Annotated in this window: 11 protein-coding genes; 3 read left to right on the forward strand and 8 right to left on the reverse strand. The window is 62.7% G+C overall.

Going from position 1 to position 13,052, the window contains the following annotated elements; genetic code table 11:
* Window positions 1–7: 7 nt before the first annotated feature.
* The 3 genes from C7451_RS11245 to C7451_RS11255 form a co-directional block, all read right to left on the reverse strand.
* Entirely contained in the window at window positions 8–1,333 is a 1,326-nt protein-coding gene (locus C7451_RS11245) for an ABC1 kinase family protein (protein WP_167398512.1), read from the reverse strand.
* Between the two features lie 76 nt (window positions 1,334–1,409).
* Entirely contained in the window at window positions 1,410–2,378 is a 969-nt protein-coding gene (locus C7451_RS11250) for a radical SAM protein (RefSeq protein WP_110299070.1), read from the reverse strand.
* Between the two features lie 50 nt (window positions 2,379–2,428).
* Window positions 2,429–3,400 (reverse strand): bile acid:sodium symporter family protein, encoded by a 972-nt coding sequence (locus tag C7451_RS11255; RefSeq protein WP_110299071.1) that lies wholly within the window; start codon window positions 3,398–3,400, stop codon window positions 2,429–2,431.
* Between the two features lie 74 nt (window positions 3,401–3,474).
* Between C7451_RS11255 and C7451_RS11260 the strand changes: the two genes are divergently transcribed.
* Both C7451_RS11260 and C7451_RS11265 read left to right on the forward strand, forming a co-directional pair.
* A complete protein-coding gene (locus C7451_RS11260) occupies window positions 3,475–4,398 on the forward strand; it encodes a glutaminase (RefSeq protein ID WP_110299072.1) in 924 nt (307 codons plus the stop codon).
* A complete protein-coding gene (locus tag C7451_RS11265) occupies window positions 4,395–5,018 on the forward strand; it encodes a hypothetical protein (protein WP_146215354.1) in 624 nt (207 codons plus the stop codon). The genes C7451_RS11260 and C7451_RS11265 overlap by 4 nt, the downstream gene beginning before the upstream one ends.
* Here C7451_RS11265 and C7451_RS11270 read toward each other — a convergent pair.
* A complete protein-coding gene (locus C7451_RS11270; RefSeq protein ID WP_110299074.1) occupies window positions 4,981–6,030 on the reverse strand; it encodes a CaiB/BaiF CoA transferase family protein in 1,050 nt (349 codons plus the stop codon). The two genes, C7451_RS11265 and C7451_RS11270, sit on opposite strands and share 38 nt — an antisense overlap.
* Before the next feature lie 427 nt (window positions 6,031–6,457).
* Between C7451_RS11270 and C7451_RS11275 the strand changes: the two genes are divergently transcribed.
* On the forward strand, window positions 6,458–8,953 hold the full coding sequence (locus C7451_RS11275; RefSeq protein ID WP_167398513.1) for a TonB-dependent receptor: 2,496 nt from the start codon (window positions 6,458–6,460) through the stop codon (window positions 8,951–8,953).
* A 129-nt stretch (window positions 8,954–9,082) separates the two neighbouring features.
* Here C7451_RS11275 and C7451_RS11280 read toward each other — a convergent pair whose 3' ends face one another.
* From C7451_RS11280 to C7451_RS11295, 4 genes are read right to left on the reverse strand one after another with little or no spacing between them, the layout of a single operon-like run.
* Complete coding sequence (locus C7451_RS11280; RefSeq protein WP_110299076.1) at window positions 9,083–10,081, reverse strand: type II secretion system F family protein; 999 nt, start codon at window positions 10,079–10,081, stop codon at window positions 9,083–9,085.
* A gap of 16 nt (window positions 10,082–10,097) precedes the next feature.
* Window positions 10,098–11,069, reverse strand: coding sequence for a type II secretion system F family protein (locus tag C7451_RS11285; protein ID WP_110299077.1), 972 nt, complete (start codon window positions 11,067–11,069; stop codon window positions 10,098–10,100).
* 57 nt (window positions 11,070–11,126) lie between these two features.
* Window positions 11,127–12,413: a CpaE/TadZ family protein gene (locus C7451_RS11290; RefSeq protein ID WP_110299078.1), complete on the reverse strand. Its 1,287-nt coding sequence runs from the start codon at window positions 12,411–12,413 to the stop codon at window positions 11,127–11,129.
* Window positions 12,410–13,048: a CpaD family pilus assembly protein gene (locus C7451_RS11295; protein WP_110299079.1), complete on the reverse strand. Its 639-nt coding sequence runs from the start codon at window positions 13,046–13,048 to the stop codon at window positions 12,410–12,412. The genes C7451_RS11290 and C7451_RS11295 overlap by 4 nt, the downstream gene beginning before the upstream one ends.
* Window positions 13,049–13,052: the final 4 nt, after the last annotated feature.

The raw sequence follows: 13,052 nt of genomic DNA on the forward strand, positions 1-13,052 counted from the left end.
CGCGCGATCAGGACACGGCAGCGCGGATCAGCCGGTGAACATTGGTATTGGCCTTCAGCCGGCTGCCGAGCAGGAACACCCCGCCGATCTTGCGCTGGATGAACAGCGTATCGACCGGCGGAACCTGCCAGAACGTCCGCTCCTTGGCGAAGGCCATGCCTTCATCGCGCAATTCGGTTGTCATCTCATTGGATGAAAAGTCGAATGGCCCGTCGATGCGAAGCGGCTCGAACGCCGTGTCGAACATCCCCAGCACCGCCACCTTGTGGCTTTCGGGCGCATCGGGGTGCAGCATGCCCAGGGTCAGGCCGCCCTCGCGCATCAGCGCCATATCGCTCGTCAGTCCGCCGCGCAGCAGCGTGCGATAGGCATTGGACACCCGATCCTTCACGGCGCGGGTCGCACCGAAGTCGAGCAGCACCAGCTTGCCGCTGACAGGATCGAAGCGGTAATTGGCAAAATTGGGGTCGGTCTGCATCAGCTGGAATTCGAACAGCTCGCGCAGCAGCAGTCCGACCAGCCGCTGAACGATGCCGTCGCGTGTCGCCTGGTCCATGCTCACCGTGTCCTCGACCGCAATGCTTTCGATATAGTCCATCGCGAGGATGTCGGTGGTGGTCAGGTCCGGGTGCAGCGCAGGCACGCGAAAGTCGTCATGCCCCGCAAGCAGTTCGCCGAACCGGGCAAGGTGGCCGGCCTCGTGCGCATAGTCAGCCTCTTCGTGCAACTGGGCCTTGGCATCGGCCAGCATCGGGTCGATATCGAGCTCAGGCGGCAGCAAGCCGGTGAGCTTGATCAGCGCCGCGACATTGTCGACATCGCTGTCGATGCTCTGCCGCACCCCGGGATATTGCACCTTGATCGCCAGGTCGCGCCCGTCGAGCGTCCGTGCGCGGTGCACCTGGCCGATCGAGGCGGCGGCGACCGGCTTGAAGTCGAAACTGGCAAAGCGCTTTTCCCAGCCGCGGCCCCAGTTCTGGTTGAGCACGTTGCGCAGCTGGCCTTGCGGCATATGCTGGGCGTCAGCGCGCAGACGGGCAAGAATGTCGGAAAGCTCCGGCGGCAGGAAATCACCGGTGTCCATCGACATCAGCTGGCCGAGCTTCATTGCCGCGCCGCGCATGGTCGCCAGACGATCGGCAATCTTGCGGGCGTTGGCCGGGGTCAGCAGCAGGTCGCCGATCGACGGACGACGGCCCTGCGCCAGCTGTTTGGTGCCGTCGACCAGCATCGATCCGGCAACGCCGCCGACCAGAGTGCCAAAGCTTGCAAAGCGGGAGAGGCGGCCGCTGGGGACGGCCTGGCCGGAAGAACGCGATCGGGGAGGAAGCATGCGGGGTCGTCAGCCTGTCAGCGTGGCGGCACCGGAATAGGTAGCTCGCATGAGCGCTATGTAGGTGCGCGCCCGCCTAGCTGCAACTTGCCCCGCCCAATACGCAGAAGCGGGCACAATGCGGGTGATTGAGCGAAACCGGACGCGAGGCTTCGGCCAGTGTTGTGCCCATGTCGAAGCCCGGGGCATAAGGCAGTAGCGTGCAGGCCGCGATCGTCGGGCGATCCGCGCCCTTGTGCTTGACCACCATGCGGCTGGTCGCACACATCATCGCATCCGGGCTCTTGCCCAATATGTCCCAGCAGGCGGTGCTGATCTCTGCAATGTCCGCGCCTGCGTCCATTTCCGGAAACATCACGAACTCGCGCGGGTCGCCGGTATTGATGGCGAGGCCCAGCCTGGCGAACAGCGCGGCAAAGCCTGCGCGCGCCTCGGCATCGCTTTCGTGCGCCAGATGCCGCCCGGCGACGGCGATGCGGAAGCCATGCTGCGCCAGCCATTGCAGGCCGGACAAGGCCTTGTCCCAACTGTTCGCGCCGCGCTCCGCCTCGTGCACCGCCTGGCTATGGTGATCGAGGCTCACCCGGATGGTCAGCCGGTCGCCGTATCGGGTCTTTAGGTCGAGCAAGGCCGCCTCATGCCGCCGCATCGGGCGCATCGCATTGGACAGGACCAGCGTCTCGAAACCGCGCGCCAGACACAGTTCGAGGATCGGCATGATGTCCGGATTCATGAACGGTTCACCGCCCGTCAGCCCGATCTCGCGCGTCGGCAGGCGGGACAGAGCGATCTCGTCGAGATAGCCCGTCACTTCGGCCAGTGTCAGATAGACCAGGGCATCGTTGCGCGGCGAGCTTTCGATATAGCAGCTCTTGCAGGCAAGATTGCACAGCGTGCCGGTGTTGAACCACAGGGTTTCCAGCGTGGTCATCGCGACGCTGGCACGCGGTTCGCCCTTGGCGGTGACCAGCGGATCGCGGAACTTCGCCGGGTTGAGCGGCGGCGCGTCAGGGATGGCGAAGGGGCTGGCGGTGGCAATGTCCATGACGGGGACATATCGCCCGGAGCAGGGTTTCGGCCAAGCCAAAAAAAGCCTCAGCTGTCGGTGGCGCGCGCCAGTCTGGACGCCAGCGGAGCCGATAGGACGAGCTGCAACTGGTGATAGATCAGCGCGGGCAGGATCACGATGCCCGCCTGGGGCCCTGCAAACAGGATCGCGGCGAGCGGTGCGCCCGTGGCGATGCTCTTGTGCGATCCGGCAAACAGCAGGCTGATGCGGTCGGCGCGCGGCAGGCCGATCATCCCGCCCAGGCCCCAGGCGGCGATCATCGCCAGTACCAGCATGACCAGGATGACCGCGCACAGCAAGGCGATCACGCCCCAGCCCAGCGCCTGCATCTTGCCGCCGGCCACGGCAGAGCTGAAGGCGACATAGACAGCCAGGGCAATCGCCGTGCGATCGAGCATGGTGAGCAGCGGCTTGTTGCGCAGCGCCCAGGCGCCGAGCCAGCCTTGCGCGATCTGGCCTAGGGCAAAGGGCAGAAGCAGGATCGAGAGGATCTTGATCACCGTATCGCTGCTGATCGCGGCACCGCCGCCCGCGCCGATGAGCAGCACGACCAGCAGGGGTGTCATTAAGATGCCTGCCAGGTTGAGCAGCGCGGAGGCCATGACCGATGCGGCGATATTGCCGCCGGCGAGCGAGGAGTAGCTGATCGCCGATTGCACCGTGGATGGCAGGATGCCCAGAAACAGCAGGCCGACGACCAGTCCGTGCGGAAGCAGGCCTGAAGGGGCATAGGCTGCTGCCAGCCCCAGGACCGGCATGAAGGCGAAGGTGAAGGCAAAGATCAAGCCCTGCAGCCGCCAGTTCTTCATCGCCACGATCACCTCGGCACGCGGCAGGCGCAGGCCGTGGAGGAAGAACAGAAGGAAGATCGCGACCGATACCCCATAGCCTGCATAAAACGCCGCCTCGCCGGTTACGGGCAGCACTGCGGCGACCGCCACGGTCAGCAACAGCATCAGCACGAACCGGTCGGGAACGAGGCGCGTAAGAATCGACATGCCGCTTCCCCCTGCTATGTTTCGCCCCGAGGCGCAACGGCCTGGATGATGCGGCGCACAAAATGGGGGCGGGGATGGACTGGCAGGCGATCACGCAGCGGATCGAGGTGGCTGTCGCGCCGCATATCGGCACCGGCAAGGTCGCCGACTATATCCCGGCTCTGGCACGGGTCGATCCCTGCAAGTTCGGCATGGCGATCGTGCTGGGTGATGGCACGATGGTCACGCTGGGCGACAGCCACGAACCCTTTTCGATCCAGTCGATCTCCAAGGTGTTCACCCTGTCGATGGCACTGCGGCATTATGACGAGAAGGTGTGGGACCGGGTCGGGCGCGAGCCTTCAGGCAGCGCGTTCAATTCCATCGTGCAACTGGAAAACGAAAAGGGCATCCCGCGCAATCCGCTGATCAATGCAGGCGCGATCGTTGTGACCGACATGCTGGTTGCCCAGGGCGGAAGCGCCGCTTTCGAGGCGGAGCTGATGGCGCGCTTCCATCGTCTGTCAGGCGACGACAGCATATCCGTGGACGAGGAGGTGGCGGAATCGGAATCCGCCACCGGATCGCGCAATCGCGCGCTCGCCCATTTCATGGCGGCATTCGGCAATATGGCCAATCCGGTCGAAGAAAGCCTGCAGGCCTATTTCCGCCAATGCGCAGTCCGCATGAGCTGCCGCCAGCTGGCACGCGCGGCGCTGTTCCTGGCATTCGACGGATGCGACCCGATCAACCGCGAACGGCTGGTGAGCCGCGAGAATTGCCGCCGCATCAACGCGGTGATGATGAGCTGCGGGCATTACGACAATAGCGGCGATTTCGCCTATCGCATCGGCCTGCCGGGCAAGAGTGGCGTCGGTGGCGGCATCCTGTGCATTGCGCCCGGGCATGGCGCGATCGCGGTCTGGTCTCCCGGGCTCAACGCCTCGGGCACCTCGATGGTCGGCGCGATCGCGCTCGAGGAACTGGTCGAGGCGACGGGGTGGAGTGTGTTTGTTTGAACCAATGTGGCGCAATCATTGGTAAAGGGGAGACTGTTAGTTTTGTAGCGATGAACGCTCTGACAAGCCTTGGCACTATCGCTCCATTGCCCGGTTGGGACCAGGCTCAGGAAGAATTGCATCTATGGCTGGGGCGTTGCATCGAGAGCTTTACCGCGGCGGAAAGCAAGGTTTGCGAAGCGCTGTTGGTGCTCGCGCAGAGCTTTCCCGACGCTGTGGCGATTGGAAAAGCACATCTTTTCGGCCATAAGCTACAATTGCTGCGGGACACCTTGAACAATTTGGTCGAAAGCGATGTGAAACGAGCACGATCCACGATTCAGGCACTTGACCGTTTTCAGCCTTTTGCCGATTTGCGGAACAGTGTCTGTCATGGGGCGTCGACTCTCTTCTTGAGCAGGGATGGCAACTGGCTAGTCGAGCTAAAGCTGGTTCAACTGACTGGTTCCGAAATTGTTACCTCGCAACTGTTCATTGATCGGGAGGCGGCGGCTGAAAAGCTCAAGTTTCTGAGGTCGGCAGTCCAGAGCCTCGACTCGCGGCTTGCGAATCTTTGCGCCTCTCTCGCTTCTTCCAGCCAAACTAACCCATCCGCACCGAAGGGGCAGGGGTCTCGCTGAACTTGGGCGCGGGGGCGGGCTGCAATATGCCGTCGACTTCGATGAACGTGCCGCGCTGCTTGTTGTGCGGGTGTTCGGGCGCTTCGGTAAGGCTCAGCACCGGGGCGAAGCAGATATCGGTATGCTCCATGATCGCGCACCATTGGTCGCGTGTCTTCGTCAGGAACAGCGCGGTGAGCTTTTCCTTGAGCGGACCCCATTGCCGCGGGTCCATCTGCAGGTCGAAGGCAGGATCGGCAAGGCCGGCCTTCTCGCGCAGCAGCGCGTAGAATTGCGGTTCGATCGACCCGATCGAGATGAACTTGCCGTCGGCGCACTCATAGGTGTCGTAGAAATGCGCACCGGTATCGAGCAGATTGACCCCGCGCTCGTCGCGCCACTGGCCGTTGGCGAGGAATGTATAGGTCATCGCCGATAGCACCGCTGCGCCATCGGTCATCGCGCAGTCGATCACCTGGCCCTTGCCGGTACTGCGTGCGGACAGGATGCCAGCGACCATGCCGAACGCCATGAACATGCCGCCGCCGCCGAAATCGCCCACGGCGTTGACCGGCGGAGTCGGTTTCTCGCCCGCGCGGCCATAGCTGTGGAGCGCGCCCGACAGCGCGATATAGTTGATGTCGTGCCCGGCGCAGGGGGCATAGGGGCCGGTCTGCCCCCATCCGGTCATGCGGCCATAGACAAGCTTCGGATTGTCGGCGAGCAGCACGTCGGGACCCAGGCCCAGCCGCTCCATCACGCCAGGACGGAAGCCCTCGATCAGGCCGTCGGCGGTGCGCACCAGTTCGCGGACCTGGGCGATGCCTTCAGGGGACTTGAGATCGACCGCGATCACTTCACGGTTGCGGTTGAGGATATCGCGATTGCCGGAATTGCCCATGGTCGCCCGGCCACTGGCGCGCTCGATCCGAATGACCCTTGCACCATGATCGGCCAGCATCATCGCGGCAAAAGGACCGGGCCCGATTCCCGCCAGTTCGATGATCGTCACGCCTGCCAGTGCACCCGCCATGTCTCTCCACCTTGTTTAACTGATCGATTAAAGGGCGCAAGCTAACGTCGGGAGCGTCCATTGCAAGTCAGATTTGACAAGGCACCTGGATGGTACGTCCAGCACCCATTGTGCTGCTGCGATATGGAAGAGCGGAAACGCCGAATGCTTGCCGTCTTCCCGTAACGGAAAGACCATGCTGCATTGCAACAATTAAAAAGGTCAGGATTTGCGCCATTCCTGCCGCACTGCAAAAGATTAATCGCTAGGTTAAATTGAATTGCATTCGGTCATTCATTGTGACAGCTTTCGATCCATGCCCAACGTCATCCAAAGAGTGACGGGGGCAAAAGCACAACCAGCAGGTTGCTTGTGGGAGAAGAGGATGCGCACTTTGTCGAAGCCCGTTCTGGGCTTGCTTTGCACTGTCTCAATGACATCGATCTCGATGACGTCCATGGCTCAGGCGCAGGACGTCCAGAAGGATGATCAGGCGCCCGAGCGCGATGTCATCATCGTCACCGCGACGCTCCGCGCTGCAGACGTGCAGGACATCCCGCTCGCGGTGACCGCCGTCAGCCCGGCCGAACTCGACCGTCAGAACGTGCAGGACATCAAGGCGCTGACCTCGATCTCGCCCAGCTTCAGCATCCAGTCCTCGCAGACCGAGAGCCAGGGAACGTCGATTCGCATTCGCGGCGTCGGCACCACCGGCAACAATACCGGTCTGGAAAGCTCGGTCGGTGTGTTCATCGACGGCGTCTACCAGTCACGCCCCGGTATCGCGCTGGGCGACCTGCTTGATCTTGAACGTCTCGAAATCCTGCGCGGTCCGCAGGGTACCCTGTTCGGGCGCAACACCTCTGCCGGCGCGCTCAACATTACCACCCAGCGTCCTGACCTTACCGAGGTCAAGGCCTTCGGCAATGTCACCTACGGCAATTATGATTTCTTCAACGTCCAGGCCGGTGTCAGCGTGCCCATCGTCACGGATTCGCTGGGCCTGCGCATTTCGGGCGCCTATCGCAAGCGCGACGGGTATCTGCGCAGCGTAACCGTTCCGGGTGCGCGAAGCGGCAATCGCGATCGCTACATTCTGCGCGCGCAGCTGCTTTGGGAGCCTTCACCCGATGTCAGCATCCGCCTGATCGGCGATTATGCCAAGGCCGACGAGAATTGCTGCGACGCGGTCATCGTCCGCGAAACCGAATTGCTGCCGTTCTTCGCCTTCCAGGGCCTGCCTGCCAATGGTGGGGTCGCGGCTTCCGGTCCGCAGGCGCTGAGGCGGTTGCAGACCAACAGCCAGCTGTTCAACAATGATACCGAACAATATGGCTTCTCGGGCGAATTGAAGTGGGACATCGGCCCGGTGCAGATGACCTATATCGGCTCGTATCGTCACTTCGAGGCATCGTCGGACCAGGAATCGGATTTCGTCGGGCTGAACATCTTCAGCTCCGGCGCAGGTTCGACCGCAGCGCCGACCACGCCCAGCAATGGCGGCCCGATCAAGACGATGACGCACGAACTGCGTTTCCAGGGCAGCGCCTTCAACGATGCGCTCGATTTCCTGGTTGGCGCCTATTATTCGGATGAAAAGATCGACGAAATCCAGTCTCTGACCCTCGGGACCGATTTCCAGCGCGCCGTCAGCGCCGGAAACTTCGGCAACGTGGCCGGGGTCAATCCGCTGTTTGCGCTGACCGCGCTCGGCAATGGCGGGGTGCCGGTCAACGCCGCCGGCAATTTTGCCGTCAACCGCTTCCGTCAGGATGCGGAAAGCTTCTCGATCTTCACCCACAATGTCATCAACTTCACCGACAATATCAGCCTGACCCTGGGTGCTCGTTATGTCGAGGAGACCAAGGACGGCAGCTTCAATCAGCTGGCCGCCAATTCCCCGGCCTGTCAGGCCATCGTCAACGGGGTAATCACGGGGGCCATCCCGGCAGCGCTCAGGGCCGGGGCCCTTGGCCTGACCTGCTTCCCCTTCGCAACCTCGGCACGCATCACCGTGCCGGGCACGGGCGGAACGGTCCTTGCCAACACCATACCCGGCCTGCCGCTGCCGCGCGAATATGATCTGGTCTTCAAGGATGACGAACTGACCTACACGGCGCAGCTGGCCTATAACAGCAACAACGGCTTCCTTGCCTATGCCGGGTTCAGCCGCGGCTTCAAGTCGGGCGGCTTCAATCTTGACCCGGCAGCCGCCGCGCTGGGTGCGGACCCGCGGTTCAATTCGGAAAAGGTCGACGCCTATGAGGCGGGGATCAAGACGGAATTTGCCAATGGTCGCATTCGCGCCAATCTCGCCGTGTTCCATATGGACATGAGCGACTTCCAGGTGCTCGATTTCACCGGCGTCCAGTTCCAGACCTTCAACGTCGCGGCCGCGAAGTCGACCGGTGCAGAACTTGAGCTTTTCGGTCAGTTTGAATCGGGCATTTCGGTCAACCTTGCCATGACCTATGCCGACGCGCGCTATCCCGGCAACTGCGCCGACGGTGTCGTCGCCTCGGCGCCGACCCTGGTGACCATCCGTGCGCTCTGCGGCCAGGATCTGACCAACGCGCCGAAGTTCACCGGCGTTGCGGGGATCACTTATGACAACGAGATCACCGATTCCGGCTGGAAGATGCTCGCCAATTTCAACATCAACTATTCGAGCAGCCGTCGCACTGCCACCTCGGCACTCGATACCAACGGCCTGCCCAATCCGCTTGATATCCAGCCGGCTTTCTTCAAGATGAATGCGCGGCTTGGCTTTACCACGCCCGATGACCGGTTCTCGTTCGAGTTCTGGGGCACCAACCTGAACAACGAAATCACGCGCGGCATCACGGCCAACACCCCGCTGCGCGGCGGCGCCGGTACCCGTTCGCGCATCGCCTTTGTCGAGGAGCCGCGCATGTACGGCATCACGCTGCGGGCGAAATACTGATCGAGGAATTGATGGGGGACACTGCCTGATCGGACACCATCAGGCGGTGAACATCAGTGACCTGGGGCGGCACCGGATACGGCGGCCGCCCCTTTTTTTGCGGTCAGTCTGCGGGAGGGGTTGCGCCGATCACTTGCTGCCAAAGGCATCGGCGATCGAACAGGCCGCCGGACCGAGGATGACGATGAACAGGGTCGGCAGAATGAACAGGATCAGCGGCACGGTCATGATGGCGGGCAGCCGCGCGGCTTTCTCTTCCGCGCGCATCATGCGTTCATTGCGGAATTCGGCGGAAAGCACGCGCAGGGCCGACGCCAGCGGCGTCCCGTATTTCTCGGTCTGGATCATGGTCGTGACCACCCCGCGCACGGAATCCAGCGCCACGCGATAGGCAAGGTTCTCGAACGCCTGACGCCGTTCGGTGAGAAAGGCGAGTTCGATCGCGGTCAGCGCAAATTCGTCACCCAGTTCGGGATAGGCCCGGCCCAGTTCCTTGGCGACGCGGTTGAAGGCGGCATCGACGGTGAGACCAGCTTCGGCGCAGATAACCAGCAGATCGAGCGCATCGGGCAGGCCCTTGCGGATCGCATCGGTGCGCTTGGCGATCATGTTCTGCACGAACAGATCGGGCGCCTTGTAGCTGCCGATCAGGATGGCTGCGAACAGGCCGAACTTCTTGATCGGGGTCCAGTCGGGCACCAGCACGCCCAGGCCATAGATCAGCAGAGCGGCAAGGCCACCCAGAGCGACCGGAAGCACCAGGCGGCCGAAGATGATGGCAACCGCGATGTCCTTGGAGCGGATCCCGGCCTGAGCCAGTTTCTGCTGCGCCGCCTTGAGCTGTTCATCCTGCAGCACGCGCAGCGATTGCAGCGTGCTGCGCATCTTGTCGGTGGTGTCGTTCTTGTGAACGATCTTGGCGCGCTTCTTGGCGGTGGACGCGGTAATCCCGGCCTTGAGCTGCTCGCGCCGCTCGTTCAGCGCCTTGACGCGCTTGGCCATCGGATCGCGCACCGTCGTCGCGGCATAGATGGCGATGAGCACTGCCAGCGTGGCCACAGCGGCGAGCAGCGTCGCCACGAAGATCACATCGACCCCCATCAGGGTAGGGTTGGCTGCTTCCTGCATATCCCTGTTCCCCCGATCAGATTTCGAAGCTGACCATCTTGGCCATGATGAAGACGCCGATGCCCATCCACACAAGCCCGCCAATGCCGGCGATCATCAGCCGTTCCTGGACGAAAAAGCCTCCAAGATAGCCGGGATTGACCCACCAGATCATCAGGAAGACCAGAAACGGCAGCGAGCCGACGATATAGGCAGAAGCCTTGGATTCGGACGACAGCGCCCGGATCTTGAGCTTCATTTGCGCGCGCGAGCGAAGCACGGCGCCGAGATTCGACAGCGTCTCGGCCAGATTGCCGCCGGTTTCGCGCTGGATCGCGAGGGTTATGCAGAAGAAGTTGAACTCCGGTGTCTGCAGCCTGTTGGCGCTTTCCTGCAGCGCGTCTTCCATCGACCGGCCGATCTTGATCCGCTCGGTCACCAGCTTGAACTCCTCGCCCACCGGGCCCGGAATTTCCTTGGCGACAACCTGGAGCGTCTCGGTCACCGGCAGACCCGAGCGCAGGCCGCGCACCAGCAGATCGATGGCGTCAGGAAAACGGGCGGTAAACTGGTTGAGCCGGCGCTTGATGAAATGCCCCACCACCATGTGCGGAAGGCCAAAGCCGAGCGCGGAGCCGATGAACAGGCTCATCATCAGATGGCCCGACCGGAAATAGACCGCCAGCGCCACGATCAGGCCAAGGCCGACCACGGTCTGGCCGAACTGCGCGACGGTCCAGCTCTTGCCGGTCATCGCCAGACGCCGTGCCAGCATCTGGACCTTGGTCAGCTCTTCACCGGTCTGGTTGAACCGGGGCTTGCGGTTGGCAATGGCCTTGCGCATCTGCGCCTCGACCTTGGCATTGGCATTTTCGCTGTAGCGCTCACGCACGGTGAGGATGCGGCGCTGCAGCTCCTTGCGCGCAGACGGCCCGGAAAATGCCATGACCAGCAGGCCGAGCACGCTCGCGATACCTGCGGCCAACAGCAATGTCTTCACCATCTCCATCCGCTCTTCACCCGCAATGTTGATCCGCTGCGCCCGACATGAGCGCGGAGGATCCGGTTACTTCTTGGCTGCCTTGGCCGGCTTGCTCGGCAACAGCGACTTGAAATCGCCAAACTTGCCGAGCAGCGACTTCTTTGCGCCGCCGCTGTCCTTCTCGGCCACAGCATCTTCTTCCGCGAGGCCCAGGCACCGGTCGGTCAGCGACTTAATCACCGCGCCGGCCTTGGTCGATTTTCCCGCCTCGCAGAACGGCTGACCGAGTTTTGCAGCCTGGGCTGCGGTCTTCGGGTCCGCGGGGATCAGGAAATCGATCTTGCGCTCGATCGTTGTCTCGAAGTCTGCACGGCTGATTTCCAGTGCTGCCGGCTGCACCTTGTTGGCGACCACCAGGACCCGCGCGGCTGGCGCGTTGGACTTGAGCCAGGCCAGCAGACGGATCGCATCGCGCGCCGAGGCGAGGGTGAGTTCGGTCACCAGCACCGCGATATTGGTTTCGGCCACCAGATGCGGATAATCGATCAGCATCTGACGCGGCAGATCGACCACGGTGTTTTCAAAGGCGTGACGGAACTCTTCCTGCAGCTGGAAGAACGCAGTTCCATCGGTGATCAGCGGTGCGCTGATCGGTGCCTCGGCCGACAGGATCGACAGCTTGTCATTGGCCTTGATCATCGCGCGCTCGATGAAGAGGCCGTCGATACGGCTGGGATTGTCGATCGCATCGGTCAGGCCGCGCCCCGGTTCCAGGTCCATGGTCAGCGCGCCGGTGCCGAAATGCAGGTCAAGGTCGAGAAGGGCGGTCATGCGCCCCGCATTCTTGCTGATCTGCCAGGCAAGAGAGGTAGCTACGGTCGAAGCGCCGACCCCGCCGCGCGTTCCGATGACCATGATGCCGACATGCGCTCGCTCGACCGCAGCTTCACCCGCCTTGGGCGCATTCAGCATGGCCTGCGCCTGAAGGATGGTGTCGCGAATCTGGTCCGGCCCAACGGGCTTGAGCAGATAGTCGTGCAGACCGCTGGCGATCAGGTCACGATACAGGCGCACGTCATTGACCTGCCCCATCGCGATCACGACGGTACCGGGCTCGCAGACTTCAGCCAGCGCATTGATGTCGTTCAGTGGGTCACCCGATTCCGACAGGTCGACCAGCAGGATATTGGGGCTCGCGGTGATCGAGAGCGACTGCACCGCATTGCGGAGCCCGCCCTTCATGCACTTTTCGGGTGGCCAGCCCATGTTGATGGCCGTGGCGCGCACGATGTCGAGCGTCGGCTCGTCGCAGATAAACGCCGCGAACTGGTCGCGGGTGGCAGCCATGCCAGGTTTCCAGGGTGCGTTCACTGCGATCCTCCCTGGGTGGAGCTCTGCTTCAGGCCTTGTGCGCCGGTGGGTGGAGCTTCGCGATACTGCTTGATGGCGGTATCCGAACGCTGGGTTGCCGTGGTCGGGCTACCCGGCTCGCCGCGCACCAGGTCTTCCTTGTTGGCGACCATGGCTGCCATGTTGCCGTTGACCGCGCAGCCGTAATTGCTGCTGGTCGCGTTGCGATAGTTCATTTCCAGCTTGGTCTTCCAGTCGGGGCAGCCGGGCACTTCGGCGGTGCTGCGGGTCACCACGACGCGCACGGTCCCCGGCGCAATCTCGCCATTGGTCACCGGTGCCACATCATTGACCAGCAGGCCGTGACGCGAAGCGGCAGCTTCGATGGCCGACTTTACGACGACATTGCGTCCGGCCGGGTCATCGATCGCGACGCGATCGCCATAGCCCAGGTCCATCGCCTGAAACCACTCGACCAGTCGGCGCTGCTCCTGCGCAGGCAGCGATCCGCCCTGGGCATTCAGATCCAGCGTGTAGTTGCTTCGCGACACCACGGGCTGGTGTACGCTTTCCAGGCTGCGATTGCTGGCCATGTTGCCGCACCCCGACAAGGTCAGGACGGCCGCTGCTGCGATGGCTGCATGATAAGCGCGCATTGAA

Origin of the sequence: Blastomonas natatoria (genome assembly GCF_003201955.1) — a bacterium.
GTDB classification, from domain to species: domain Bacteria; phylum Pseudomonadota; class Alphaproteobacteria; order Sphingomonadales; family Sphingomonadaceae; genus Blastomonas; species Blastomonas natatoria.

What these genes read in the sequence shown, in the direction of transcription:
- C7451_RS11250 (WP_110299070.1), bottom strand. Translation starts at nt 2,378, where the DNA reads ATGGACATTGCCACCGCCAGCCCCTTCGCCATCCCTGACGCGCCGCCG.
- C7451_RS11255 (WP_110299071.1), bottom strand. Translation starts at nt 3,400, where the DNA reads ATGTCGATTCTTACGCGCCTCGTTCCCGACCGGTTCGTGCTGATGCTG.
- C7451_RS11260 (WP_110299072.1), top strand. Translation starts at nt 3,475, where the DNA reads ATGGACTGGCAGGCGATCACGCAGCGGATCGAGGTGGCTGTCGCGCCG.
- C7451_RS11275 (WP_167398513.1), top strand. Translation starts at nt 6,458, where the DNA reads ATGACGTCCATGGCTCAGGCGCAGGACGTCCAGAAGGATGATCAGGCG.
- C7451_RS11280 (WP_110299076.1), bottom strand. Translation starts at nt 10,081, where the DNA reads ATGCAGGAAGCAGCCAACCCTACCCTGATGGGGGTCGATGTGATCTTC.
- C7451_RS11295 (WP_110299079.1), bottom strand. Translation starts at nt 13,048, where the DNA reads ATGCGCGCTTATCATGCAGCCATCGCAGCAGCGGCCGTCCTGACCTTG.
- C7451_RS11270 (WP_110299074.1), bottom strand. Translation starts at nt 6,030, where the DNA reads ATGGCGGGTGCACTGGCAGGCGTGACGATCATCGAACTGGCGGGAATC.
- C7451_RS11285 (WP_110299077.1), bottom strand. Translation starts at nt 11,069, where the DNA reads ATGGAGATGGTGAAGACATTGCTGTTGGCCGCAGGTATCGCGAGCGTG.
- C7451_RS11245 (WP_167398512.1), bottom strand. Translation starts at nt 1,333, where the DNA reads ATGCTTCCTCCCCGATCGCGTTCTTCCGGCCAGGCCGTCCCCAGCGGC.